The sequence below is a fragment of the Alteromonas sp. MB-3u-76 genome, assembly GCF_002831605.1.
Classification (GTDB): domain Bacteria; phylum Pseudomonadota; class Gammaproteobacteria; order Enterobacterales; family Alteromonadaceae; genus Alteromonas; species Alteromonas hispanica.
The window spans coordinates 620,159-645,841 of record NZ_CP025115.1; the positions used below are offsets into that span (position 1 = coordinate 620,159).

Here is a 25,683-nt window from a genome sequence, read left to right on the forward strand (position 1 = left end):
TATGGCTGGGCTTGAAACATATAACACTCCTGAGAAATTAAAATCATTCCTTCAGGAGTTGCTCAGCCAGAAAGAGTTACCTACACACAAAGGCAAAATAGCCCGCTCGCTGATTGAAAAAACATATGGCTTTCAACATTGCTCTTTATCTAACTATCACGGTTTTGATAAATATCAGTGGTGTAAAAATGTTGTTGATGATTTTGAAAAGGATTTGATCGCAAAAGAAGGCGGTAATATTACAGGGGTGAACTTTGAATATGGCACTCCAAAGCGATTTAAAAAACTACTAGATAAGCTTAAAGGTGATATTGATGGCTTGCCAGTTGCCCCTCAAGGAGATAGGTCTGGGCGAATATCGTTCCGAGCTTTTGAAAGAAAGTTTAAATTTCCCACGAATTCTCTTGTAGGTAAAACCGAGTCATGGCAGTGGGCACGCGACATGCTCAATGAGTTTGATGAAAAGCTTTATGAACAAGGTATTACGGGGACGGTTTGGGAGCGAAAAGTTCCTGATATTAGAAAGTATTTAGAAGAGTTGAACAAGAATCAAAAGTTACCTATCAATGAGCGTGGAAAGTTAAATCGTAAATCAGTAATGACGGAGTTTGGTTTAGCGGCTAATCAAAGCACTAGTGTAGCTGAAACACGTGCTCCTAAATTAAAAGAGTTGTTCAAAGAATATGATGAACTCATCAGTCAACAAGACTATTCGCAGTATGCAGGAGACAAATACAAGGATGCTTTGTCAGAAATACTCGAAAACAAAGAACTAGTACTGGATTCTTCATCAAGAGTGATCAGTATAAAATGGTTAGCACAAGAGCTAGATATTGCAAAAAACACCATCAGAACTAGTCCGAACCTGATGAAATTGATCGATGAACGTACACAAACGCTCCATCAAACTCAGCTACGGGGTGTAACTAGAAAATCATTCAATGTTTATGGTGCAGCTACACTCAATTTAGGCGCAACACCATACTCTGAAGTGCATGGTAGAGTATATTCTTTTTCTTCGCTCATCGAATTATACAGTCTCGAATTGGCCGAAAAAATTGGCACCGCATTTATTGCAGTCACTAACAAAGCTGCAACAGGCTCAGTAAAAAATAAGTATTTACGTATTCTTCATTTTTTCGAATGGTTAGCCAATCCAAAAAATATAGACAGGAACGTTGCTGATTCATTACGCGACAATAAAAAAGTTAATCAAGCTGATTTTGGTAGAGCTTGTATGGCATATCGGGCAGCGCTATTACTTGAAAACCCTAGTGCTAACTTAAACACATTTATCATTACTCAATTTGGTGACGCAAGAGTTCTTCCTAAATACACCTTTCTAACCAAAGGTAGAGTCAATAAAGACAAAAGCCACAGGCAGTCGATACTTGAAGCTAGCATCAAAAAGGATGAGTTAGAGCGAGTAGAGGAAATATTAACAGATGCAGCAAAATATCGTGGCATCGAAATAAGTCAAGGTAAGGATACGAAAGCCTTTCTAGAAACGTTAATGTTTGAAAAAGTTAATAAGCCTGACCTGCCTGATGACCTTTCTGAAGCTATGCAGGAGATCACGGAATCACGATTGTTAGAAATACGAATTCAGGCGAGTAACGTTTTTAAACAGTGGCAAGTGCTGCACAAAGAAGGAGTTGAGTTACTCGATTTGGCAACTGTCGATTGTGATGAATTTCGCTTAATGTTGGAAAAAAGAGTATCGATTAGTTCCTTTCAATGGTCTCAATACATCAAAGACATATTTCCTATCGACAATAAGCAACTTACTCTTGCTAACCTACTTAAAATTATTAAAACAGTTTACAAAGCCTGTCCTCCAAATATAGCTACCACTAATATGCAAATGTGGAACAAAAAATATCAACTCTTTGGTGGTATTGAACGAGTTGCTTCTTATCTAGTTCCTACCCGCAAGGCTATTAGCTCTGCATTAACATTATACCTTTGTGAAAGCGGAGCTAACGTTGCTGTCGCCCTAACATTACCTAATGATTGTGTTCGTAAATCAGGCATTGCTCAACATAAAAAGGTAGTCGGTAAAAAGGACAGATCGTTTGGCAAGCCTATCTATGATGATCTGGCGGTCAAAAGCGATAACGTAGAATGTGTAAGTGCTGTTAATGCGCTTGAGTATATTTGTTCAGCACAACCTGAATCAGATGACGATACGCTGCAATATTATCAAAAAGGGGCTGTTCAACCACTAACAGAGTTTGCTTTTAGAGATGAGTTTAAAGCTATTTGCAATCATTCTAGTTATTTAAAGCAATTTAGACTTGTTCCTTCAATGCTTAGGCCAACGGTTTTGTTGAATGTTCAATTAAAAGATCCTGCGAATCTTGGCGTTGCACAACTTATTGCTCAACATGAATCAGGTGCAACTACAGAAGGCTATACCAATAAACTTCCCCACCGTATTCAAATGGAAAAAGATATGCTGGAGTTCCAGCAAACGATTGAAGTGGTCATGGTTTATGATGATGAAGATGCGCATAAAAAACTGAACATGACTCAAAAAGAATGGAATGAAAAGAAGCAAAAAGTTGAAAAAACAGGCTGGGGTGTTTTTTGTAAAGATAGAGAAATTGTGACCGAATCAGGTGAAAGGGTTAAATGCGATGAAGTAGAAAACTGCGTTAAGTGCAAGCATGACCGTATGCTAGTAAGTGCTGATCCTATATCTATTTCTGACATGATTATTTGGAAGACAGCATTAGACAACAGTGAAACCGCGTTTACTGCCAAGAATATGAATAGGTGGAGTGATGTTTGGGTGCCTTGGCAGGCATTATTCACTGTGGTTTTAGATGAGAAAATGACACGAGGCAAGCTTAGCCTTATCAAGAAACAAGCCACTGCAATTGCTAATCAGAAAATGAGTAATAGTGACTTTACAATGCCGGAGCCTTGGTAATGAGTAATTTAGCTTTATTAGATGTTTTTCAGGCTTCTGATGCTGAGGAGAAGTTCAAAAGTAATAGGGAAAGCTGGCCTTGGCTTAGTAATATTTCGATTGCGGAAAATACAATCGAAATAACAGATACAGTTGGTGACAATCGCGGTAAATCAAGTGTTGAGTTTGATATTAAACTACTTGATGGTAGTAAGTTAACGGATAAGCGAAATAAGGAATTTTACAACTTAGTAATTGAGTATGTAGAGGTTTTTCGGTTACACAACCCCGTTATAGGCGCTTCAGTCCATGCGCAGCGGATAAGGTCGCTGTTATCGTTTATTTGTTGGTTAAGTCAATACAAAATCAGGTCGTTAGCAAAAATAACTAAAACTCATCTTGAAAAGTTCGCAAATGATGCTGCTTTTGGCGCAGAGTTTTCCCTTAGCATTCCTGAAAAAGTATTTAACGCTATCAAAAAACATTTGCTTGAAGGACGTAAGTTACCATTCAGGCAAGCCAACACCCTTAAACGAGGTGAAATATATAAGCTGGTTGGTGTTAATGGTTTGCCAATTAGAAACTTTACATACACCACTAGAATTCTTGATTGGTATGAGAGTCAGTTAAAAAAGGATTTTGAAGGCATTGAACTGGAAAAGCTTACTGTTCAGGACGTATTAGAGGAATTAGACCTTATCCCTAATATTGTCACAATTCAGGATTTACACAGAAAATTGATGCCACTGGAGGAAATTTGGAGCTGGCAACATTACTTTAAAAGTGAACCATTCCCTAAAAATCCATTCCCTGAGGGGGCATCGAAAGCCGCTAGTAGACTTGGAACAGCAAGTAAGAGAACCAAAACTATACCTCCTAAAGTTGCTTTTGCAATGATGAGAGAAAGTGCAAATTGGGTGCTTAACTACGGTGATGAGATTCTTGATTTATATGCCTCAGGTGCTGATGCAGAAATCGCAATAAAGCGGTTATCAAATAAAGGCTTAAACCTCAATATCAGGGATGGAAAACAGAGCAATAATGGAGTTGCAACTCTAGAAGGTGTTGTTCGTTATCTTGCTTCTGCATGCTTTACAGTTATCGCTTCACTAACAGCAAGGCGAAAGGAAGAGATTTTCGATCTCGGATATCAATGTATCGATGAAGAAAGAGGTGATGGTGCTTATTGGCTAACTATTTACATTGAAAAAACAAGTCAGCGGTATGACTTGTGCCCAGTTCCAGTGTTAGTTAAAAAAGCCATTAATATACTTGAAAAGCTCAGCGAAAAAGCAAGAGGTTTATCTGACAACGATACATTATGGCAATACGTTTCCAGAGAAGGTGAAGTCGTTAAATTAAACGATCAACAAGTGAGAAGTAGCCTTCAAGATTTTTACACTTCTTTTGTAAGCAAAGATTCATCTCATGAGTGGAAGTTTTCATTTCATCAATTTCGTAGAATGTTTGCTTTGCTCTATTACTATCGTTTTGAGGGTGCATATATTGGCGCACTGTCGCATCATCTACGTCACTTTAATATCGAAATGACCAAACGATATATTACCGATGAAAAATTCATGAAGGAAATGAAAGAGATTGGTGAAGGATGGACCGCCAGTTTCTTACGAAGAGTAGCGTCTGGTAAGGCAATCATAGGAGGCAAAAGCGGTGACAAAATCAAGCGAAAATTATCAGATTGGTTAACACATTTTCGTGGCAAAGTTGATGTTGTTGAGCGTGAGCGAGTTGTTGAAAAACTAATGCGTTATATGAAACGTGTTGGAGCCGAATTTACCCAACAGGTTTGGGGAACTATTTGTGTTTGCCCTAAAAAAACCGTACTAAGAAAGCACTCAAATTGTGCCAATGATAAAGGTGAACCTAATATTGCAAAAGGCTCTGTCGAAACGTGTGGCGGTTGCCCTTTTGCAGCTTATACAGATCGTTTTTCAGGTGCTATTTCTGATGATATTAAGGCAAGAGAAAAAACTAAATCGTTTTGTGAGAAAGGCTCTGTTCTTGATGAAATTACTGGAGTTCAAATTGTTTCATTACAAGAATTATTAACAAAAGCTAATGCAAGCTCTCCTTTTGAGGTGCCAAATGAATAGTCCAGAAAGCAATGAAGATAAAGCGAAAAAGTTGGCTGAGCAAATTGAGCTTCGTCTTAGAGTATTGAATGAAAAAATTATAGGTGCTCATACCGAACTTGAAATACCTACCAGTCTAACAAAGGTGCGTAATTGGGTTTGTGATGAATTGGGCATTGAGAAAATAGGCAGCCCAAGTTCATTTGTCACTTCGCATAAAGAGCATGGTCGCAAAGTTAAAAAGATTGCAAATTGCTTAGAGACACTAAAAAAACAAAAGAAACTACCTAAAAAGCCAAAAGAACAAAAATTAACTGAATTAAAAGCGAAAAACAAAGAACTCAATGAGTCATTGACCAATGCAGCAAACCAATATGTGCAATATTCCCAAGAAACTAAGCGATTAAAAGAAGAGTTAATACTAATTAACAGCAAAGTTGAAGGTTTAACTGAAGAACTAGATGAAACGTTAAGTGAATTACAAATAGCACGTGATGAAATCATTTTACTGCGTAAAAAATTAGCGCAATACGAGAATAGAAAGGCGTCTAAAGTAACTAAAGTTGAGTTTGTTAAAGGTGGTAATAATGCGAACTGACAACCAAAGTAAGCGGAAGAACTTAGAATCCAGTTTGGACGAATTACTTAAATCTTCTTTTGAAAATGACAACATCGAGATAGTCAATGGAAGAATTAATCGTACGTGGATACGCGAAACCCTAGGTTGTGGCGCAAATTGGGTATCACAAAATGATCATGCTATTAAAGTTATTGCTGAATATGAAAAAAAACTCAGAGCTAATGGATTAAAAATTAATGTTAAACCTTCGCCCGGAGTTAAGAATCATGAAACAAAGCAATTGTTGCAAAGGGTATCAAGATTAGAGCAACGCAATGCGCAATTGCTTGAGGATAACGGTCGTTTCAAGGCTAAGTTGTATGAATATGGCTGGGTTGATGCCGATGATGAACTTGCAGCACAAGGGCGTTTGCCGTGGTAAACGTTGTTGTAGACGTTGAAGTAAAACGTGTTCGTTATAAAAGTGATAATGGTTGTGTTTTTAAAGCTATTGTTCTTGATAATGAGGGACTGCACTCAGACAAACAAGTTAATGTACTCCTAACGGGGAAATTGGCAGGTGAAGACTTTCGCCTATACCAAGGTCAGCGCTTTAAGGTAAAAGCTCGCCAACATGGTGAGTATATCAACAAGCATACAGGAGAAGTCGAAGAGCAAATTAAAGCTACCAGTATCGTTGAACATCAGCCGAAAGGTGAAAACTTCATTTCATATATCACCTTCAACGAAACATTTGCCAATATTGGAGTCAAAACCGCAACAGCTCTGTATAAAGCCTTTGGTCAAGACATTTACCGACTCTTGGATGAAAAAAATTTTAAAGCATTATCACAAGTTGAAGAACTTACAGAAGACAAAGCTCATACCCTTATCCAAGGGTGGCATCATGATAAAAAAGGCAAGTTGGTTGAATGGCTAGAACTTTATCGTTTACCTGTATGGCTTGGGCGAAAACTTATAGCTGCATATAGCAATGACGCAGTAGATAAACTTGAAGCTGACCCTTACAGACTTATTGCTTTCGCAGTGACATGGAAGAAGATTGATAAGATTGCAACTGAGCAATTTGTAATAAAGCATGATGATCCACGAAGGCTTCATGCAGCAGTAACAGAAGTGCTATTCGCGGCATATACTGACGATGGCAATACTGCTTTAGATGCAGAAACTTTACTTAAGTCAGTTTCCAAGCTCATTGGTAGTGATTTAGCAAAACTGGCGCTAAAACAGGTTTACGTAAATGGCGGCTTTGTAATGTTGAACCCTGACCTTTATCAGAGTCGTGGCGCATCGCTTCAGGAGAGCTTTATTGCAGATGAAATATATAATCGAACTATCACCCAAGAAGAGCGAATGGACGGTAGTATTCAAACATACTTAACTACGTGGCAGCAAGCTAACTACCCTTTAACTAGTGAACAAACCCAAGCTGTCTACTATGGTTTATCAAAGCCATTGTCAGTGATAACAGGTGGTGCAGGAGTTGGTAAAACAAGTGTACTAGAGGCACTGCTTTATGTGTTAAATCATTCTGGTGGTCAGGCAATTCAAATGGCACTTGCTGGCCGAGCTGCTAAACGAATGCAGGAAACAACAGGGGAAGATGCAATTACTATTGCTGGTTTCCTCAACAAGCTAGATCAAGACAAACTTCAATCTGCTACACATATCATCATTGATGAATGTTCTATGGTCGATTTGTATTCATTGGTCAGAGTATTTAAGCGTATTAAACCCTCTCAAAAAATTATCTTAGTTGGAGATGCCGCTCAATTACCACCCGTTGGTGCAGGGAAAGTCTTTCATGTGCTGTCAGACGAGTTGAGCGAGCCAGTAACAAGGCTAACCAAGGTTTGGAGGCAAGATGAGAGCACAGGCATTCCAATGGTCTCACAGAGCGTTAGAGAAGGTGTTTGGACTGAGTTACCTACTTATTGTGGGAAAGCTACAGGTGTTACAGTTGTTAGCGCAGATGCTGAAAATATTTTTGGACAAATCGAGAAAATCTTAGATGAGCTAGGCGGTACTGATGAACAAGCAGATGTGAAAATTATATGCCCAACAACAAAGGATTGCGATTGGGGAACTCTTGGTATAAACCGAAAACTATCAAATAAGTATGTAGGTGATAATCAGCAAGTTTGTTTAAACCGTGGAAATGCCGCACCAGAACCAACAGGGCTAATGGTGGGGGATATGGTTATGGCAACCGTAAACAACTGGGAAAAGGATATAATGAACGGCTCTTTGGGGAGGATTACTCGGTTAGCAACAATTCGTGAAATAGAAGATGCACAACGAGCAAATTTACCTCTTTCTATTATCTCCGTTGCGTTTGACAACGAAGAAGTGTTGCTAGATGAAAATGATATCGATACTTTACAGTGGGGGTATGCAATCACCTGCCATAAAGCACAAGGTTCACAATTTCGTAGAGTTATCATTCCAGTAATCAATGGAAAAATGATTGATCGAACATGGGTTTATACTGCACTAACCAGAGGTGTTGAACAGGTGGTGTTTATAGGGAATGTTGAGCTAATTAAACGAGCGGTCAATAAACCACCAACAGTTGAACAGCGAATTGTTGGACTTAACCATCACCTCGATAGATTACGGCTTAATCAGCTAAGTAAGAGCGCCTAATGATCTTTTATAAAACAACCGATGAAAACTGCATTTTACAAGGGGCATTTAGCAAATCATCATATAGCGGTGTTCCTGTTTTTTTCGATGCCAATGGGGTTATCGAAGCGGTAAGCAATTATCTTATTTTTAAGGCGATAAAAGATACCGATCAAATCACATCCGTAACCACTTATGCAGATCAACTACAAACCTTCTTAAGGTTTATTGATGAAAAAGGTAAGGGATTATCATGGCAAAATGTGTCTGACGGTCATTTGGTTGAGTTTCGTGATGCTAAAATAATGAGTGGCAATAAAGACAGCTATGTCGCAGGTGTATTACGCACTGTATTTGATTTTTACTTATGGGCTGAACGCAATAAAGTTATTCGCCATCATGTCGCCATTTATGATGACGACAAAGAGTACGCAATCTCTGCTGAGAAAACCAAAACTAGTTGGAAGTGGCCCCATATACCATCGTCAACGTCTAAAGCGAAACCGACTCCGACAAATGATGATCTAGAACTTCTGCATGCAGTTACGATTGAGGAATCAGATGTGGTTGGGACGCGAGATTCCTTAATTTTTACAATCTATGAACGCTCAGCAAGAAGAATGGAAGCCTTGCAAATCAAAGTCTCTGATGTACCTGACTGGGATGAAATAGAAGAATATCAGGCCGAAAATAAGCTCTTCTACGTTGAAGTGACAGGTAAAAGAAAAATAGATCGCGATCTGGAGTTCCTACCAGAAACAATGGAGTTAATTCGCGAATACATTGAAAATGAGCGTTCAGATGCGGTTAGCGCTGCGAAAAAGCGAAATAAATTTTACAAAGAACCCGATGAACTTTTCCTTGCCTCTACAACAGGAAAACCGTTGAATAAACAATATATTTCTCGAAGGCTTTCAGGCTTAATGAAAAAGGCAGGGGTTTCAGGAACAGGCCATCGCGTTAGGGCAAAAGGTTTAACGGATATTGTTGCTGCTTTTGATGGTTTTGATGATCGGGGGCAACCAAAGTCTGCTCAAGATGTATTGATAAAGGCTGCTGAAAAAGCGGGTCATTCAAATCCTCAATCCCTTCGGCACTATTTGGCACTATCTCGAAGTGAAGGATTAGCAGCCAAAATGAATAATATCGAATTACTACGTGATTTGGAGGTTAAAGTTCAAACACGCAAAAAACAATTGTCTCAGATTGAGATGGCTAGTGAGCTATTTGAAGCTATTTTAAATGGTGATCATATTGAGGAAAAACTTACGGAACTTTTAGAGAAATACGTAAAAAAGGACTTGGCTTGAATACGGGCTTTAATAAGAACTTTACCCAAACATTTACAGGTAAACCAAAAACCCATGAAAACTGGTTGAATATTAGACAGTTGTGCAATATGGTAGTCCTTGAATTAAATCGATATTTTAAAAAGGGATATTTATGATAAAAAATTACATCTTTGTAACTACTTTACTACTTTTTACTTTTCTGTTTTCATCTTATTCTACAGCTAATACCTGCTATACATTGGATGCAAATGATAGTTCAGAATTAACAGCATTTGAAAGCTCAACCTGCGTCACAATAAAATATTTAAGTTCATCAAAAACAGCAATAGTTGCTGATAGCAGTTTTCAGGGAAACGCATCCTATACTATCAAAGCAACGTTGCCCAACAATTCTCAAGTTTTAAATAAAACAATAGGAGAAAATAGTGGAACATTTTCAGATAAGTTAAATACTCAATACTATACAGAAGTAAAATTAACGTTACAGCCTAATAGAAATGATGCTGTCTATAAATTTTTTGTAATTCATGACCATAATTACGTAACCGATCATTTTAGACCGTTCTTGACCGCCTGACTAAGATCGAGTTTAGCAACGCTAACCGCAGTTACTATGCCAGCCGGCACCTTGTGATGCGTCTTGCCATTGTTGTTAGCAATGAGCACCGTTTTTCTATTTTTCTTAAGTAACGTGCCGGTGATAGTTTTGCCATCATGAGCATACTGCACTTTCATGCCTGGGCGCAGTTTAGCAAGCGCTTCTCTATCTTGTTTTGCTCGTAATTCATCAATGCGGTTAACGACCGCTTCATTGAGTATATACAATTGGTCGAGAGTGAGTTGGCTAATATCGATGGTCGTTTTCGTTTCTTTTTCGGTCATAGCGTCTTCACTTTTCTATGTCTGAGCGCAGGCGTTTATCAGCGAACAGTGCTTTCCAGCGTCTAGGGGTTAAGTCGATGATGTCTTTGGCTGGATGTTGCGATACGCGTTGCAGTACATCGACTAGGTAGTGGTATGGATTGATGTTGTGTAATTTGCAGGTCACGGTGAGTGTATGCAAGGCACCAAGCTGTTTTGCGCCCAACTCACTCCAGCAGAACAAATGGTTCTTCTTACCCATAGGGATAACGCGTAAGGCCCTTTCTAAATGATTAGTGTCGATATTCACTTGTGCGTGCGTCAGGTAAGTCTTTAACTCATGATGACGGTCATAGGCATAAGCTAAGGCTTTGCTTAACGGATCTTTAGGTAATAATTCTGGGCGTTGGCGTTGCTCGTATAGCCAATGAAACAGAGCATTGATGACAGGCTCGCTGTGTTTGAGGCGATATTGCACGGTATCCTCGGCATTAAGCGCGTGTTTTCGTATGTGTGCTTCCACTTTATACAGCTTTTGTATTTCAGCCAAGGCGTATTGTGCCTCTTTAGGATGATAATCCAATGCTTTTTCGAAGTAGCGGCGCGTATGCGCCCAACAGGCTGCATGGGTGATGTGTTGGCCTTGGCTGTTTAGCGTATCAATGATTTGGCTATACACCGCATAACCATCGCTTAGCAAGGTGCCATTAAAGCCAGTGAGTTGCGCAATCGCATGTTGTTTGCCGCGAGAAGATGACCAGGTAAAGGCCACTTCATCTTGCTCACCATAAATGGGCCAGAAGTAGGTTTGTTTCATGGTGTTATGTTTGCGGCGAGTCGAGGCTTGTCGACCCGCCTTCATCGGCGTTTCATCCATGCTGATGTTGCCCCCACTCAGTATATTACTCAGCACTGCTTGTGCGATAGGGATAACTAAATCAATGCTTTGACTGACGTAGTTGATTAAGCTCGCCCGCGATAAAGTCACACCCGATTGCAGCATACGTAAATGCTGTCGGTGAAGGGGTAAATGGAATACGGCTTTATCAACCATGAGGCCCGCTAATAGTGATACATCCGCATACGCCCCTTCTAACACATTATCGGGAGTTGAGGGGGACAACATGTTGCCCGTTTCTTTGCTTTTAAAGACTTTTTTGCGATAAATTAAGACTTGGTAGCTACCTGGCAGTTGCGCTAAGCGATGGGTCTCTTTCGTGCCAATAATTTCATACTTATCAGCATCCTCACCTTCAAGCTCGGGGCAAGGCACATCAATCACTTTTGTGGGCACGTCATCAGTAAAGCGAAGGCCGGTATCATTGACGTTATTGTCATCTTTTTGTTTAGTGGAGCGGGCATAGCCTTTGACGGCTTTTTTAGGTGCTGGCGGTAAATCTTCATTCGTCGCTTGGCCAAACAACTGCGTTTGGTCAGAATTCTCTACTATGTGCTTTTCTGACTTACGCCCAAACAACTGACGCTTAAACCAGTCGACTTGTTGTTGCAACTGCGCGGCGTGTGCTTGTGACTCAGCCAGTTTTGCACACACATTAGCATATTCTTCTTGTGGAATATGAGGTGTGTTTTGTGGCAAATCGGCAGCGCTTTTCATGCGGCTAAGTATAGCAAATTCAGCTACTTAAGTCGCATGTTTTGTTTGCCTTTTTGCCAATAAACACCATCAATCAAACACTGTAACTGCGCGGTGTTCAGGGCGATTTTATGCCCATTACCTGACACTTTACCGAAGGTGCCCCGCTCCAATCTTTTCGACCATAAACAGTAACCGCCTTGATGGTAATACAGCACTTTTATCATGGTGCGTTTGCGGTTCACAAACACAAACCAATCGCCGAGCTGTGCTTGCATCTGCAACTGATTGTTCACCAACGCCGCTAAGCCGTCGAACTGCTTGCGCATATCGGCAATACCAAGATATAACCATATTTTAGCGCTACTTGCTGTTAGCATTAACCATCTCTACTCATGTTCAGCACCACACCGTTTGGTAGCGTTAACTCGATTTGCCATTGGCGCATGGCTGGCCGATGTGAGGTCATGCTGTCAATGGGCAGCCATTGCGGTGATGTCTGCGGCAACGACAAAGCTTGACGTTTTTTGCGTTGCAAATAAAAAGTGGACTGGTTAATGTGGTGCGTGTGGCAAAACTGCGCGATGGTCATATCGCTGGCTTCTTGCGCATCGATAAGTTGCTGCCATTCTTGAGAGCTTCGTCTAGTCATTGATATTTTCTCCTATATTAATCAATGATTAGATTTTAGGGGCTTAGCTTAAGAATAAAAGAGCGGTCTATTTTGACCGCTTACATAATTACGACTCAAATGAATCGACAATTTATATAGGTTTGAATTCTGAAATAGTTCCTGATATTGATTTTCCCGATCCTCAACCCTGTGGTCCAGAGGGATGTTTTATAGAACCTCCTATGGGTTTTAACTCATTCGCCATGCAGACATCCTCTGCTAGTTCTAACGAAAACGCTACGTGTACTGATTTAAACAGACCCTATCAAAGTGCTCCAGTATCTGTTGAAAACTCAAGTGAAACATTGGATATAAATGCAGCTATGAGAGATGCTAATAGATGGAGTAACTTGTTATCCAGCAAACTAACGGCTGGTCAAGCCTTCACTGCAAGAGTTTCTCGACTCATAGCCACTCATCGAACTGGAGGGATTTATGATTTAGCACATGCTCCAAGTGCATACCGAGGGACGGCAGAGATGGGTAATTTTCTATATGGAGCTATTGGCTCAGCTCTTGGATTATCTGAATCTATTCTGTTACGTGGGGCAGCTTTTTACCAACAAGTAAATGGTAAAGGCTGGAAATCATTTCCATCAGGAGTTAAAGCGTTTCTGACGAATACTGGAGACGCTCCCGGGGATGCTGAACAAACGCTAAGAGGTGTACGATATTACAAAGAAGTTTTTATGAAAGACATAAACAATCAGTCTGACGTGTTCCAATAGATTCACACACCCAGTTAAGAGATAATTATCTCAACTGGAGTGTATATGAAAACGCGAAAAAGCTACTCAAAAGAATTCAAACTAGATGCTGTGAGTCTGGTTACAGAGCAGAATTACAAAGTTGCTGAGGCAGCTCGTAGTCTTGGTATTAGTGCCAACATGTTAGGCCGCTGGCTTAAAGAGCAAGAATCTGAAGGTACCCACGCATTTCGAGGTAATGGCAAGTTGACGCCGGAACAGGAAGAAATTCGTCAGCTGCGAGAAGAAAATAAGCGCCTGAAAATGGAGAAAGAGATCTTAAAAAAGGCAACGGTCTTCTTTGCCAAAGAAACCATGTAAAATACGGTTTCATTACCCAATATAAGAAGACCTGGCCGATTAGCCTGATGTGCAGGGTTCTGGGAGTCAGCCGCCGTAATTACTACAGCGCCGTGCGGCGAAACGAGAAACTTGAACCAGACCCACAACATGATGAGCTAATTGATTGGGTACAGAAAATAGCTGATGCCAGTGATTTTACTTATGGCGTAAGGCGCATGAAACGCGCACTGAATTCGCTGGGTTATCCGGTTGGAACACAACGGACGCGTAGCTTGATGAACGAAGCCAACGTGAGCGTCAGAAGGCGTAAAAAATACAAAGTAACGACTGACAGCGACCATCAGAAACCTGTATTCGATAACGTGCTGTCACGCGACTTTGCTACAGAAAAAACCGACCAAGCGTATGTCTCGGATATTACCTATATCTGGACGCAAGAAGGCTGGCTGTATCTAGCCGTTGTCATTGATCTGTTCTCGCGCAAGGTCGTGGGCTGGAGTATGGCTTCACGGATGAATGCCCAACTGGTGTGTGATGCTTTAACAATGGCTTTATGGCAACGCAAGCCCAAGGCGGGCCTGATACATCATTCGGATCGTGGTTCACAATACGCAAGCCGACAATTTAGACAGCTACTGACGCGGTACAAGGTAACAGGCAGCATGAGTAGAAAAGGTGATTGCTGGGACAATGCCGTTGTAGAGAGCTTCTTCGGCACATTAAAACAAGAGCGAGTGCAATGGCGTTACTACCAGAGTCGCCGCGCTGCTCAGCAGGATATCCTGCAATACATCACTATGTTTTATAACAGCCAAAGAATGCACTCATACCTGGATTACAAAAGTCCAAATCAATATGAGGCTGATATGGCTAACTTAGGAAAAGCTGCTTAACTGGGTTGTGTGAATTTGCTTGACCACGTCAGTCTTCAATTTCATGTTTAGATGAGCAGACTATATCAAACTTACCGGGGGGGACTGCTGGCTCTGGTGGAGGAAGCGGAAACTTAGGTGGAGGTTCAGGCAGCTCTGGCGGGGATGGAGGCTATTTAGTGCCGCCTTTTGATGGTGGAGAAGAATGGTGTTTTGTGCAAGAAGGTTACCCAACTTATTGTTGGATTGAATAAGGCTATTCCTTAACTTATTAGCCTAGTAGTAGAAATTATTTTCTGCCGCTAGGCTTTCCTTGTATTCTACTAAATAGGAGTAACATTCAAAATGAGACTTTTTTCTTTATTACTGTTTTCGATCTTTATGTTTTCGTGCTCGGATAGGCCAACGTTTGAGGGGCTAGTAAAAAATTATCAAGTCAATTCTGAAGTGTTTAGTGAGCTGACAGAAATGGCTTGCAAATTAGACAAGTCTGATACATTTAAAAGATACACACCAAGAAAAACCGGGCAGGAAAGTATAGTTGAATTGGATGTTTTGCTAAATAAGGTATCTGGAAAATATGTTGATTATAGATCAGGGAAAGACTCTCAATGCATTTTGGAAGTGTTAGTATATGCGGAAGGTTTTGCTGGTATGGGGAAAAAATATTCCTACACTTATCAAATTGATTCACCAAAAACATTTGATAAAAAAGTTCATGCTTACAATAACATTATTTCATCGGCAGAAAATACGTCTTTTGATATGCCTCTTATAGCAAGTAAAAAATTTGATGGTTGGTATTTTAGTTTTGTATATAATCATGAGTCTTAAACTATTTTCTTGCAGTTCTGTGCGAAACGATTTTAGGTTTACCCCCCCAATGTCACAAAACCATTTAATATTGCTAGTTACGCACTGCTTACCATGATGATTGCTCAAGTGTGCGACCTAGAGCCCGGTGATTTTATTCATACCCTTGGCGATGCACATTTGTATTCTAATCACCTCGAACAAGTAGAGCTTCAGCTTAGCCGTGAACCATTTGCACGGCCAACGATGGAAATTAACCCAGAAGTGAAAGATATTTTTGAGTTTAAATACGAAGACTTTGAGCTTAAAAACTATCAGTCTCACCCACATATAAAAGCCCCTGTCGCTATCTGAGGAGATATAATGAGTACTCCCATTTTGATCTGCGATGATTCCGGGTTTGCTCGGCGTCAAATGGCGCGCAGTATTCCAGACGGTTGGGATGTAGAGGTATCTTTTGCAGAGCATGGACAAGACGCGCTTAGCCAAATTCGAGAAGGAAAGGGCGACATTGTCTTTTTAGACTTGAATATGCCGGTAATGGATGGATATGAGACTATGGAGGTGATTCGCAAAGAAGATCTTCCGTGTCTTGTCATTGTGGTATCTGGCGATGTTCAAGAGAAAGCGCGTGAGCGTATGCTGTCGCTCGGCGCTATCGATTTTATTCGCAAGCCCATAGACAATGCCAAGCTCATGCACATCTTAGCTTCCTACGGCATTTATAGCGGTGACAGCTTGGCAACGGGTGGCACTAGCCAACAAAGTAGTGCTACGCCAGCCGCTGGCAATGCCATTGGAAACGCCATTGGGAATAGCGAAGACGCGGTCACCGAAGAAGAAAAGTTAGACGCCTATCGCGAGATGGTGAATGTCGCCATGGGGCGCGCAGGTGAAAACCTTGCCAAGTTATTAGGTGAGTTTATCGATTTACCTATTCCTAATGTTAACTTAATAGAAAGCAATGAGCTCTCAATGGCTGTTGCAGATATCAACAGAAACGATCGTGTTTCTGCAGTCTCTAAGGGCTTTGTTAGTGAAGGAATAAGCGGTGAAGCCTTGGTTATTTTTAACGATACAAAATCACAGAATATCGTTGAATTACTTAAATACGCGCCCTCCGCATCATCTGAAAATCTAGAGCTTGAGGCACTGATGGATGTGTCTAATATTCTCATTGGTGCTTGCTTAAATGGTTTGTCAGAGCAGTTGGCGGTGGCATTCAGTCATACTCACCCCGTATTATTAGGGCAACACCAAGGCCTTTCCACGCTTCTAAGTGAGAATGTGCATCAATGGGGCAAAGTTATGGCCGTTGAAATTGGCTATGCCATAAAAGCTAAGGACATCTCTTTTGATTTGTTACTGTTGTTTCCCGGCAATGCAATGAATCAAATTTACGCGCGATTAATGAACACCGACAGGGAGCGTCAATAGCGATGCATAGCAGTGTTACTCTTTCTTCCACGCCTAATGTTGTTGATGAATTACTAGACTCTATCGAAGTCGGTATTGTTATTCTCAACCAGCAGTTCGAAGTTGAGGTGTGGAATAAGTTTATGGCTAACCACAGCGGTAAACGAGCATCGTCGCTGTTGGGCACCTCATTATTTGAACACTTTCCTGAAATAGATAAGCAGTGGCTAACGGCAAAAGTAGACCCGGTCTTCAGTCTTAAAAGCCCTGTCTTTATTATTTGGGAGCAGCGTCCGTATTTATTCAAGTTTGGAAGTAGCAGACCGGTGACCAGCGCCGCGTCACATATGTACCAAAACGTGACCATGTTTCCTCTTGTTGGCGATAGCGGCAGTGTAGAAAATTTCTGTATTCTGGTTTACGACGTGACAGAGCAAGCGCTAGGCAAGCGCGGGATGGCAGAGCTTAATGAAGAGCTTAAAATTACCAGTAGGGTAGATGGGTTAACCGGTCTGTACAACAGACGCTATTGGCAAGAGCGGTTTGAAGAGCTTTATAAGCTCTCAAAACGCAGAAACAAGCCCAGTACCGCAATGATGTTAGATATCGATCATTTCAAACGGGTCAACGATACCTACGGTCACCAAGCGGGCGATAAGGTAATAAAAATGTTGGCAGCGCTTATTAAGCGCTGCGTAAGGGAAACTGACCTGGCAGGCCGTTACGGCGGCGAAGAGTTTGCCATCATACTTACCGATTCTACGCTTGAAAACGCCACGCGTGTTGCCGAGCGAATACGAGGGCTGGCCGAACTCCTTGAAGTAGAGCACGATGGGCAAACCATTACCTTCACCGTAAGCTTGGGGCTTGCACAGTTTGAGCAAAGCCTGAATAGCCCCATGGTATGGTTAGAACAAGCCGACCAAGCGCTATACCGTGCCAAAGAAAGCGGGCGTAACCAGTACTGCGTTCACGAGGTTGAGTTAGAATAAGTGTAATACTATGGCCGTCATGTTCTCGGCGCTAACGGATTTTGCACGTTTTTAATATGCTCTCGAATGCTGTAGAGGAACACCAAGCTTGGTATCACCATTACCGCCGTGAGTATAAAAAACAGACTCCAATTTCCGTTCAAACTGTCCACAACTATTCCGCTGCTAGAGGCGACAAATGTCCTTCCTGCCACACTTAAAGATGCCATTAGCGCGTATTGCGTGGCGCTAAAGGCGCGATTACACAGTAGCGATATAAACGCCACCATGGCTACCGTGCTCCAAGCCCCCGTAAAACCGTCTACAATCACGGTGAAGGCCAGTAATGAGGTAGAAGGGCCCGTTTGCGCTATTACTGCAAAAAGTAAATTAGACGCTGCCATAGCGATGCCAGCCACCATTAATCCGCGATAAATGCCATAGCGAATGTTTACAATTCCCCCTAACAGCGAAAATACAATAGTTACCCACCAATTCAGTAGTTTTGAGTAGGTAGCAATATCACTGTTGGTGAAGCCAATTTCTTTATAAAAAACAATGCTCATGCGCCCGAGAAAGGCTTCACCTATTTTGAAGAGAAAAATAAATAATAAGAAGGAAAGCGCTAGTTTCACTCCATTTCGAGCAAAAAACTCAGAAAATGGGCTTACTAATGTGCTCTTTAACCAGCGTGAAATTTTATCTTTGACGCCGGCCTTAGAGTCTACAGAGCCAGTGCCTGTTCCATTAGAATCTATGCGGTCAAAAAGTGCATCTCTGTCGATATCCGGCTCTCTGGCCAGTAACGTAGCTATAGCAAGCACGCCCATTAATACCCCTAGCAACAAATAAATGTTGGCCCAACTCCAATCAGTCAGATCTGCAAGGAAAAAAGGAATAGCACCCAAGCCGCCATAGCCTGTCCACCAACCTGCGGTTGCTACGGAAGAGGCTGCAGACATACCGTCTTTATCATCTTCGGCAATGCAGTCTATGCGAAAGCCATCAATAGCAATATCTTGAGTGGCTGAAAAAATGGCAGTGAAAAGCCCTACAAGCGCGATGTAAAAAAGATGAGACGAAGTGGTGAGTTGAGACATGGCTATGCAGCATGCAACGATGCCAATCTGCATGGAAAAAATCCAGCCTTTTCGCTGGCCTAAAATCGGTGGTTTTAGTCTATCCACCAGTGGAGACCACAAGAAGTTGATTGAGTAAGTGGCAAAGATAATGCCGAATAACCCAATGGCCGAGCGAGACAGACCGTCGTCTTTTAGCCAGGCTGACAGCACAGAGCCTATCATTATCCATGGAAAACCACTTGCAATACCAAAGCAAAAAATGCTTAAAAAGCGTTTGTCGTTATATGTTTTTATAGCGCCTAGCAAAATATTGCCCATCAGAGAGTCAAGTTGTGTATTGAGCCATGTAAAGGGGAAAATGGCAACACGTACAACCAATGACCTCTGTCAGAAAGCTGAAAACAGCGTCAGCACTTTTTATGGGTGGCAGTGTTTTTCTACAAAAAAGCTTCAGATAAAGGGTTTTTGAGGTTACTACTTTTTGCAAGTAACTGAGGATATGGAATTTACGAGTTTAAAGAGGCCCAAACTACAACAAGGTGTGCTATGGACTCATTGATGGCGATAAAAGAGTAGGGGTTAAGGTCGTATTCCAACGCAGTCTATAGGGCACTTTCCAGTGTTTTCTAAAAAGCTGACACAATGAGTGAGTTCATCAATCAATATCTGGTCACTTTTAAGTTTGTCGTCATTCCAGTAATGAATTTGATGCAGCACGTGCCAGAATACGCGCTCTTTTTCGGTGTAAGGTTGTGTGAGAGTACAGTCGACTTGCCCCCATTCTTCCATGCAGTCCCAAAAAAACAATTCGAGCTCTTCTACCGGCAAGCCTTCGTTCCAAAAAGCTTTTAGATAAAAACACAACTGTTTTGACTTGCTATCAACAAATTCTGTCACAGTCATAAGACCCCAACCGTTTTCTTACTACTGAGCGTATTATAGTTCATAACATTGCGACTGCTCTTAAACTCGAGTTACTTTTTGCGGAGATACCGATAGGTAATTGATCTGCGTATCAATTTAGACTAATGGTGAATGCAAAAAATTACCAGCCTAAATAGCGTGTCCAGCCAATGGTGTTATTTGCAACCAATTGAATGTGTGGGGTTTTTTGATTTTTATTTAGACTAAAGACTGAGTTGGATGAAGGGAGGATTATTTGTCGGTAATGTAGCTTTAGGCTAGTTTTTGCACGATTTCTGCGCATGACAACGGTATTGCTCTCCCAGTCACTAAGCCCTTCTATAGAAAGGTCTAAAACCGGGAACGTGCTGGCGGCTATAAGCTTACTTATACCTTTGTTAACAGTATGTTGAGGCCAGTACGGAGAAATGCTGATAAAGCTATCGGGTTCAAAGTCGCTATTTTTACTAGTAGCGTCTAAAAACGCTGCAGCAATCATTCCTTGAGCAATTACTAAGCGATAGCCTTGCACGTTCTGAAGCTTGTTGTTGAGCGCTAATAGCTGGGTTGAAAGCTGCTGAGTGGTGTCGTCAAAATCGAAATATTGGGTTAAATTTGTGCTTCGAGGGTGAATTGAAACGCTATCTGAGACAGAGCTATCCTCCTTATTCGACGTGCTTGATGCAGCGTCCGAGGGATCTGTGGCCGATGAGGACGCGCCAGTTGTTTCACTGGCCGTATCTTCAGACAATGGCATCATACTCATATTAAACGGGCTGATTACTACACGCCAGCCTTTCTGTGAAAGGTAATCTGCCAGCTCTTTGCTTTGTGCCAGCGAAAAATTAGACAAAAATGGCTCAACAAGAATAATTGCCACGCCTTGAGAAAGCGGCGTTTGCGATTCAACTTCAATAATTGGTGCGACTTGCTCGCCAACCATAAGTTCTTGTACTTCGCCTAGTGCAAAGCCATGACTGATATCAGTAAAGTAGTCTGCGCAGGCAGCAAAAGGCATTGCGCCTAGCGCTAGCAGAGACAACATGATAGCAGTGCACCTTTGCATAACTTTGGAACCTTTAAATTCAGCTTACTTGTCGAGAACTTTCGGTATCAGCTAGTATGTCTTCAATACTTACTGAATGGGTAATAGTATATCGGCAGCTACTCGGTAAAGTTTATCAAATCTGTGGGCTGCAGCGTTTCAGCCATTTCGCTTTCTGATGTTTGCGTTCATGAGTTATTTGGCGAGGTGCACCGAGGCAAAAGTAGTAAGCGGCGTCGGTTTAAAGTCGCTAAATGGGATGGTGCTTTGAAAATTCAGCCAGTTGTTCGACTTTGGGTGTTTCAGGCTTAAACTTTCTGCATGCAGCTGTAAACGGTTTGCCATCGACAATGCCCTGTCATGGGCATAAAGACGGTCTCCAAGTATTGGATGGCCAAGAGATAGCATATGCACCCTGAGTTGATGAGAGCGACCCGTAATGGGGCGAAGTGCCACTAGCGTAAACGGGCGATTTTCGCTGTCTGTAGAACGCGTTATTACATCATAGTGAGTTACTGAAGGTTTGCCGTACTCGTGATCAACCTTTTGTTTGGGCCTGTTAGGGTAATCAACAATTAGGGGCAAATCTATTTCGCTACTGTCTTTTTCAACGTGCCCGTAGACCCGGGCGAAGTAGCGCTTCTTCGTTTCCCGTAGCTCAAATTGCTTGCTAATAGCGCGATGGCTGAATTTTGTGAGCGCCATAACCATAATGCCCGACGTAGCCATGTCGAGCCTATGCACTACAGTCGCAGTAGGCAGAACTTTATTAACGCGGGTAATGAGTGCGTCTTTGTGGGCTTCAAGCCTGCCAGGTACACTCAGTAATCCGCTGGGTTTTAGTGCCACCACCATAAAATCATCTCTATACAAAAAATTGAGATAGGGGTGATATGGTGGGTTATAGACGAACGCTGGATTGGCCATTACGGGTTATTCACTATAATTCTAATAGCATCAAACTGCACATCTGCGCCCTGTATCACTTTATCAAGGGCGTTCATTTGCTGTTCAATAAACTCAATTTCGCTGTCGCGTACAGCCGGGTTGCGCTTTTGTAAGTCTTTTAACCGCTGAATTTCATCATTGAGCGTTGTATGCATAGTATTGAGCGCGTCGTGTAATTTTTGGTTAGCTTGCTGATGAGCTAGCGTGCGGGTTTTCTCAATCGCAATGCTAAGAGGTTGTTGTAGCGCCTTGAGCAGCTGAGCTGAAATCTTACGATTGACCTTACGCTTAACATCAAATGTTAAATCTACGGCATTGCCTTGTGCATCAAGACACACTCTTACCGGCGTTTGCGGTAAAAATCGACCGAGCTGCAATGCTTTTGGCGCTTGAGCATGAAGAACAAACAATGCCTCTATCCAATATGCCCCTTTGGGAAGCTCAGGGTCTGCAATAAAGGCCATGCTGCTTTTGCCGTGTACGTCAGTAAGCACGGCATCAATGGCGGTATGAACTAACGGGTGATCCCAGCTCAAAAATTGTACATTTTCCAACGTTGTTGCCACACGTCGCTTGTACGTTACTGTCATGCCTTCAGGATCTAAGCCTGGTAGCTGACTCACCATTTGTTCCGTTGGCATTAAAATAAAGCAGTCGTTGCCTTTTTCATCTTGCTGAACACCAATAGCGTCGAACACACGCCCCATGAATCGTGATAAATCCTGGTCGCTATCAAGTGCGATAATATCTTCGAGTAACTGCTCGACACGGCCTTCACCAGATGCATTAAGCTCTAGCAACCTATCTCTGCCCGCCTCAAGTTGAGCAACCAGCTGGCTGTTTAGCGTTACGCTCAAATTAATGAGCTCGTCGCGTACCGTCATGTCGCTAGGGTGCAAACATGCTTTCATTAATAGTGGTTTCACATCGTCAAACACGCCAGAGCCTGTGGGGCAGGTTTTTTCAAACGCGTTTAAGCCTTCGTGATACCAATCTAGCAACACATGCTGAGCACTTTTTGCCAGGTAAGGCACGTGGATATTCACTGTGTGAGTTTGTCCGATTCTATCTAAGCGACCTATACGCTGCTCAAGCAAGTCTGGTGTAATAGGCAAGTCAAACAAAACAAGATGATGGGCAAATTGGAAATTACGCCCTTCGCTGCCTATCTCACTACACAGCAAAATTTGTGCGCCTTCTTCCTCGTCGGCAAAGTAGTGCGCCGCTTTGTCGCGCTCAACAATACTCATGCCTTCGTGAAATACACTGTGTCGTATGCCGGTTTGCGTGCGAATGACTTCTCCTAGCTCTTGCGCAGTGCGAGCGCTGGCGCAAATCAGCAATATCTTTTCTGGTTTTATGTCCTGCATGAAGTCCATCAGCCAGTTCACGCGAGGGTCTAGCTTGGTCCAACTGTTCACTACACAAGGCGTGCGCTCCGGATAAAGAGCTACCAGCAAGTCATCGCTTTCAACGGCGGCTTCATACTCTTGTGGTAAGGCAAGTTCGTACGCCGAAAGTTTACGCTCGGGAAAACCTTCGATATTCGCTCTACGGTTTCTAAACAGCATACGTCCTGTACCGTGACAGTCGATAAGCTGGTGCAGTAAGGCGTGCCTGTTTTGTGAGGTGGATAAGTCACCCGCATGCTCCATAACCTCAGGCGCAAAATTGCATAGCGTTGTACGCTGTTTCTCATTTGGCTCGGCATCTGAAAGAAGTGGAGCTACGGCATCAGCAAGCTGGCTATATTGAGACTCTTCAGTTAAAAAGCTCTCATAACTGTGAAAGCGCGCAGGATCTAATAGACGCAGTCTGGCAAAGTGACTTTCGTGACCTAATTGGTCTGGTGTGGCCGTAAGCAGCAATACACCTGGTGTCTTATTAGCGAGTGCTTCTACGCAAAGATATTCTTGAGACGGTGCTTCTTGAGACCATGAAAGGTGATGCGCCTCATCTACAACCATCAAATCCCAAGTCGCATCTTCAACCTGCTGCTGACGTTTTTCACTTTTGCTTAAGAAGTCGATACTACACAATACTAGCTGTTCACTGTCGAAGGGATTAATACCTTCTTCATCTAAGGCTTCGCAGCGGCTTTCGTCAAAGATAGCAAACGCCAAGTTAACACGGCGCAACATTTCTACTAGCCACTGATGCATTAGCGAATCTGGCACTAAAATTAGAATACGAGATGCTCGTCCAGTTTTTATTTGCTGATGGATAATAAGCGCAGCTTCAATGGTTTTACCCAGCCCCACCTCATCGGCAAGCAGCACTCGCGGCGCATGACGGCTACCCACTTCAGAAGCAATATGTAATTGATGTGGAATAAGTGAAATACGCGCGCCAGCTACGCCAATTGTAGTCGAACGCTGATAGTCATACTGATAGCGTAAGGCGCTTTCTCGTAAATCAAACCATTTGGGGTGGTCTAGTTGTTGACTAAACAAGCGCTTTTCAGGTTGGTTAAGGCGAATATGATGGTCGAGCATAGTTTCAGGAAGTCGAGACTGAGCCTTGGTGTCTTCTCGTAAGCCGTGATAAATGAATACCCCTTGGCTCTCTTCCTTTTCAGTTACTGTCATTTCCCAGCCGTCTTGGCTCTTAACGGTATCGCCAATATCAAATATGAGTCGTGTTAAAGGCGCTTCTTGTTTGGTATACATGCGCGCTTCGCCAGTTGCTGGGTACAAAACTTCAACTGAACGAAAATCAACGCCAATAATGGCGCCTAATCCCAATTCGGTTTCCGTGTTGCTTAACCAACGCTGACCAATAGAAAATTGACTGTCTGAACTCATAAATCACCAACCTTTTTTGCGGGGGCGGTATTGTACGCATTGCGTTGTGATAAGTCATTAATACTAGGGTGTGTTGATCACTGCTGCACGAAATTTTCGGTAAATGAAGAAAATATCGCGCAATTTTGAGTCATTCTTTTAAAAATGCGAGAAGCCCGCGTTCATAGCGGCTTAAGTATTTCGTTTTTCTAGGTAAAGAGAGAGACTGTCGCCATGCCCTTTGAGTTTCCTCATCTTTTTTACATAAATCAATTAGCGCAGGGTGAACATAAGATTTACGGGCGATAGAGGGCGTGTTGCCTAGTTGCTTAGCGACGCTATCGAGCATAACCGTTAACGTAAGGTTTCCCCTAGCTTTCGCGAGTTGCTCAAATGCAATTGTGCTTGCTCGCCACGTTCTAAAGTGTTTGGCGCTAAACTCTTCTCCCATAATGCGCTGAATATAGTTATTCACTTCACTGGAGGTAACATTGATTCGCTCGCCATTACTGATGTATTGGAAAAGGTGCTGACCGGGAAGGTCTTGAAGCGCTTTAATCACTTGGCTTAGCACTCTATCCGTTATATTTACCTCTCGCTCCTTACCCGATTTTGCACGATACCTAAGCTGGATATTTTTACCAGTAAGCTTGGCGTGACGGTTTCGCAACGTAGTGGCGCCAAAACTCTTATTGAGTTTTACATTGCGTTCATTGCCAACCCTAAGCGCACCTAAGTCCATGAGCCTGACAATTGCCGCTACTGTGCGCTCAACGGTAAGTTCATCTCCCTGCAGATCAGATATCAGGCGAGCTCTTAACAAGGGAAGCTTGTTACCAAATACCGCGCAAGCCTCGTATTTTTTCTCTTCTTGTTGTGCTCTAAACTCTGGGTGATAACGGTATTGTTTACGGCCTTTACTGTCGATGCCTGTGGCAAGAATGTGGCCGTTTTCCTCTGGGCAAAACCAAGCGTCTTTATAAGCGGGAGGTAGCGCCAATGCGTTTAATCGATGGATAATCTTGTCATCTGTTATTCTGTTGCCAACCGGATCGAAATAAAGCCACGTATCGTTTTTACGCTTCCTAGTAATGCCGGGTAAGTTATCGTCAACATAAATCAATTCCATTTCAAGTTCACATCCTGTCCTGCTTATAGGCTGAGGCTGG

Annotated in this window: 22 protein-coding genes and 1 pseudogene; 13 read left to right on the plus strand and 10 right to left on the minus strand. The window is 42.3% G+C overall.

The window, feature by feature from the left end; translation table 11 throughout:
- Window position 1: 1 nt before the first annotated feature.
- From CW735_RS02740 to CW735_RS02770, 7 genes are all read left to right on the plus strand, one after another.
- On the plus strand, window positions 2-2,935 hold the full coding sequence (locus CW735_RS02740; protein WP_071978589.1) for a hypothetical protein: 2,934 nt from the start codon (window positions 2-4) through the stop codon (window positions 2,933-2,935).
- Complete coding sequence (locus tag CW735_RS02745; RefSeq protein WP_071978590.1) at window positions 2,935-5,028, plus strand: tyrosine-type recombinase/integrase; 2,094 nt, start codon at window positions 2,935-2,937, stop codon at window positions 5,026-5,028. Before CW735_RS02740 ends, CW735_RS02745 begins: the two co-directional genes overlap by 1 nt.
- Window positions 5,021-5,605 (plus strand): hypothetical protein, encoded by a 585-nt coding sequence (locus tag CW735_RS02750; protein ID WP_071978591.1) that lies wholly within the window; start codon window positions 5,021-5,023, stop codon window positions 5,603-5,605. The genes CW735_RS02745 and CW735_RS02750 overlap by 8 nt, the downstream gene beginning before the upstream one ends.
- A complete protein-coding gene (locus CW735_RS02755) occupies window positions 5,595-6,008 on the plus strand; it encodes a hypothetical protein (RefSeq protein ID WP_071978592.1) in 414 nt (137 codons plus the stop codon). The genes CW735_RS02750 and CW735_RS02755 overlap by 11 nt, the downstream gene beginning before the upstream one ends.
- Complete coding sequence (locus CW735_RS02760) at window positions 6,002-8,233, plus strand: AAA family ATPase (protein WP_071978593.1); 2,232 nt, start codon at window positions 6,002-6,004, stop codon at window positions 8,231-8,233. Before CW735_RS02755 ends, CW735_RS02760 begins: the two co-directional genes overlap by 7 nt.
- Window positions 8,233-9,522, plus strand: coding sequence for a tyrosine-type recombinase/integrase (locus tag CW735_RS02765; RefSeq protein WP_071978594.1), 1,290 nt, complete (start codon window positions 8,233-8,235; stop codon window positions 9,520-9,522). The genes CW735_RS02760 and CW735_RS02765 overlap by 1 nt, the downstream gene beginning before the upstream one ends.
- 133 nt (window positions 9,523-9,655) lie before the next feature.
- Complete coding sequence (locus CW735_RS02770; RefSeq protein ID WP_100970884.1) at window positions 9,656-10,081, plus strand: hypothetical protein; 426 nt, start codon at window positions 9,656-9,658, stop codon at window positions 10,079-10,081.
- On the opposite strand, the gene CW735_RS02775 is transcribed toward CW735_RS02770, so the two are convergent.
- Genes CW735_RS02775 through tnpA form a run of 4 tightly spaced genes read right to left on the minus strand, consistent with a single transcriptional unit; the run spans window position 10,054 to window position 12,611 of the window.
- Window positions 10,054-10,386: a hypothetical protein gene (locus CW735_RS02775; RefSeq protein ID WP_100970760.1), complete on the minus strand. Its 333-nt coding sequence runs from the start codon at window positions 10,384-10,386 to the stop codon at window positions 10,054-10,056. The two genes, CW735_RS02770 and CW735_RS02775, sit on opposite strands and share 28 nt — an antisense overlap.
- 7 nt (window positions 10,387-10,393) lie before the next feature.
- Window positions 10,394-11,980 (minus strand): IS66 family transposase, encoded by a 1,587-nt coding sequence (tnpC, locus tag CW735_RS02780; RefSeq protein WP_198520977.1) that lies wholly within the window; start codon window positions 11,978-11,980, stop codon window positions 10,394-10,396.
- A gap of 23 nt (window positions 11,981-12,003) precedes the next feature.
- Window positions 12,004-12,339 (minus strand): IS66 family insertion sequence element accessory protein TnpB, encoded by a 336-nt coding sequence (tnpB, locus tag CW735_RS02785; RefSeq protein WP_100970759.1) that lies wholly within the window; start codon window positions 12,337-12,339, stop codon window positions 12,004-12,006.
- The gene (gene tnpA, locus CW735_RS02790) at window positions 12,339-12,611 is read right to left on the minus strand and encodes an IS66 family insertion sequence element accessory protein TnpA (RefSeq protein WP_100970758.1); all 273 of its coding nucleotides are present in this window, start codon (window positions 12,609-12,611) and stop codon (window positions 12,339-12,341) included. Before tnpA ends, tnpB begins: the two co-directional genes overlap by 1 nt.
- Before the next feature lie 203 nt (window positions 12,612-12,814).
- On the opposite strand from tnpA, the gene CW735_RS02795 reads away from it, so the two are divergent.
- The 6 genes and pseudogenes from CW735_RS02795 (at window position 12,815) to CW735_RS02820 (ending at window position 17,774) form a co-directional block, all read left to right on the plus strand.
- The gene (locus CW735_RS02795; RefSeq protein ID WP_100970885.1) at window positions 12,815-13,360 is read left to right on the plus strand and encodes a polymorphic toxin type 44 domain-containing protein; all 546 of its coding nucleotides are present in this window, start codon (window positions 12,815-12,817) and stop codon (window positions 13,358-13,360) included.
- 45 nt (window positions 13,361-13,405) lie between these two features.
- Window positions 13,406-14,574 (plus strand): IS3 family transposase gene (locus tag CW735_RS02800; protein ID WP_100970886.1). Its coding sequence is split into 2 segments (ribosomal slippage): window positions 13,406-13,655 and window positions 13,655-14,574, totalling 1,170 coding nucleotides; the frame shifts between segments, so codons are not numbered across the junction.
- A gap of 324 nt (window positions 14,575-14,898) precedes the next feature.
- Window positions 14,899-15,387, plus strand: a complete 489-nt coding sequence (locus tag CW735_RS02805) for a hypothetical protein (RefSeq protein WP_071978596.1) — start codon at window positions 14,899-14,901, stop codon at window positions 15,385-15,387.
- A 60-nt stretch (window positions 15,388-15,447) separates the two neighbouring features.
- A pseudogene (gene thyA, locus CW735_RS02810) lies at window positions 15,448-15,720 on the plus strand (thymidylate synthase); the annotation flags it as partial.
- Window positions 15,721-15,729: 9 nt separating this feature from the next.
- Window positions 15,730-16,803, plus strand: a complete 1,074-nt coding sequence (locus CW735_RS02815; protein ID WP_100970887.1) for a response regulator — start codon at window positions 15,730-15,732, stop codon at window positions 16,801-16,803.
- Window positions 16,804-16,805: 2 nt separating this feature from the next.
- Window positions 16,806-17,774 carry a sensor domain-containing diguanylate cyclase gene (locus tag CW735_RS02820; protein ID WP_100970888.1) on the plus strand — a complete coding sequence of 323 codons (969 nt, stop codon included), beginning with the start codon at window positions 16,806-16,808 and terminating at the stop codon, window positions 17,772-17,774.
- A gap of 17 nt (window positions 17,775-17,791) precedes the next feature.
- Here the strand turns inward: CW735_RS02820 and CW735_RS02825 are convergent, their stop codons facing one another.
- From CW735_RS02825 to CW735_RS02850, 6 genes are all read right to left on the minus strand, one after another.
- Window positions 17,792-19,153, minus strand: a complete 1,362-nt coding sequence (locus CW735_RS02825) for an AmpG family muropeptide MFS transporter (RefSeq protein ID WP_071981123.1) — start codon at window positions 19,151-19,153, stop codon at window positions 17,792-17,794.
- Between the two features lie 261 nt (window positions 19,154-19,414).
- Window positions 19,415-19,738 (minus strand): hypothetical protein, encoded by a 324-nt coding sequence (locus CW735_RS02830; protein ID WP_071978599.1) that lies wholly within the window; start codon window positions 19,736-19,738, stop codon window positions 19,415-19,417.
- 142 nt (window positions 19,739-19,880) lie between these two features.
- On the minus strand, window positions 19,881-20,783 hold the full coding sequence (locus CW735_RS02835) for an alpha/beta hydrolase family protein (RefSeq protein WP_232230561.1): 903 nt from the start codon (window positions 20,781-20,783) through the stop codon (window positions 19,881-19,883).
- A gap of 195 nt (window positions 20,784-20,978) precedes the next feature.
- On the minus strand, window positions 20,979-21,710 hold the full coding sequence (rluA, locus tag CW735_RS02840; protein WP_100970889.1) for a bifunctional tRNA pseudouridine(32) synthase/23S rRNA pseudouridine(746) synthase RluA: 732 nt from the start codon (window positions 21,708-21,710) through the stop codon (window positions 20,979-20,981).
- On the minus strand, window positions 21,710-24,535 hold the full coding sequence (gene rapA, locus CW735_RS02845) for an RNA polymerase-associated protein RapA (RefSeq protein ID WP_071978602.1): 2,826 nt from the start codon (window positions 24,533-24,535) through the stop codon (window positions 21,710-21,712). Before rapA ends, rluA begins: the two co-directional genes overlap by 1 nt.
- Before the next feature lie 130 nt (window positions 24,536-24,665).
- Window positions 24,666-25,643 (minus strand): DNA topoisomerase IB, encoded by a 978-nt coding sequence (locus CW735_RS02850; protein ID WP_071978603.1) that lies wholly within the window; start codon window positions 25,641-25,643, stop codon window positions 24,666-24,668.
- Between the last annotated feature and the right edge of the window lie 40 nt (window positions 25,644-25,683).

Excerpts from the sequence above, each read along its gene's own strand:
- CW735_RS02740 (WP_071978589.1), top strand. The coding sequence starts at position 2 with ATGGCTGGGCTTGAAACATATAACACTCCTGAGAAATTAAAATCATTC.
- CW735_RS02745 (WP_071978590.1), top strand. The coding sequence starts at position 2,935 with ATGAGTAATTTAGCTTTATTAGATGTTTTTCAGGCTTCTGATGCTGAG.
- CW735_RS02750 (WP_071978591.1), top strand. The coding sequence starts at position 5,021 with ATGAATAGTCCAGAAAGCAATGAAGATAAAGCGAAAAAGTTGGCTGAG.
- CW735_RS02755 (WP_071978592.1), top strand. The coding sequence starts at position 5,595 with ATGCGAACTGACAACCAAAGTAAGCGGAAGAACTTAGAATCCAGTTTG.
- CW735_RS02765 (WP_071978594.1), top strand. The coding sequence starts at position 8,233 with ATGATCTTTTATAAAACAACCGATGAAAACTGCATTTTACAAGGGGCA.
- CW735_RS02770 (WP_100970884.1), top strand. The coding sequence starts at position 9,656 with ATGATAAAAAATTACATCTTTGTAACTACTTTACTACTTTTTACTTTT.
- CW735_RS02775 (WP_100970760.1), bottom strand. The coding sequence starts at position 10,386 with ATGACCGAAAAAGAAACGAAAACGACCATCGATATTAGCCAACTCACT.
- tnpC (WP_198520977.1), bottom strand. The coding sequence starts at position 11,980 with ATGAAAAGCGCTGCCGATTTGCCACAAAACACACCTCATATTCCACAA.
- tnpB (WP_100970759.1), bottom strand. The coding sequence starts at position 12,339 with ATGCTAACAGCAAGTAGCGCTAAAATATGGTTATATCTTGGTATTGCC.
- tnpA (WP_100970758.1), bottom strand. The coding sequence starts at position 12,611 with ATGACTAGACGAAGCTCTCAAGAATGGCAGCAACTTATCGATGCGCAA.
- CW735_RS02795 (WP_100970885.1), top strand. The coding sequence starts at position 12,815 with ATGGGTTTTAACTCATTCGCCATGCAGACATCCTCTGCTAGTTCTAAC.
- CW735_RS02805 (WP_071978596.1), top strand. The coding sequence starts at position 14,899 with ATGAGACTTTTTTCTTTATTACTGTTTTCGATCTTTATGTTTTCGTGC.
- CW735_RS02815 (WP_100970887.1), top strand. The coding sequence starts at position 15,730 with ATGAGTACTCCCATTTTGATCTGCGATGATTCCGGGTTTGCTCGGCGT.
- CW735_RS02820 (WP_100970888.1), top strand. The coding sequence starts at position 16,806 with ATGCATAGCAGTGTTACTCTTTCTTCCACGCCTAATGTTGTTGATGAA.
- CW735_RS02825 (WP_071981123.1), bottom strand. The coding sequence starts at position 19,153 with ATGGGCAATATTTTGCTAGGCGCTATAAAAACATATAACGACAAACGC.
- CW735_RS02830 (WP_071978599.1), bottom strand. The coding sequence starts at position 19,738 with ATGACTGTGACAGAATTTGTTGATAGCAAGTCAAAACAGTTGTGTTTT.
- CW735_RS02835 (WP_232230561.1), bottom strand. The coding sequence starts at position 20,783 with ATGTTGTCTCTGCTAGCGCTAGGCGCAATGCCTTTTGCTGCCTGCGCA.
- rluA (WP_100970889.1), bottom strand. The coding sequence starts at position 21,710 with ATGGCCAATCCAGCGTTCGTCTATAACCCACCATATCACCCCTATCTC.
- rapA (WP_071978602.1), bottom strand. The coding sequence starts at position 24,535 with ATGAGTTCAGACAGTCAATTTTCTATTGGTCAGCGTTGGTTAAGCAAC.
- CW735_RS02850 (WP_071978603.1), bottom strand. The coding sequence starts at position 25,643 with ATGGAATTGATTTATGTTGACGATAACTTACCCGGCATTACTAGGAAG.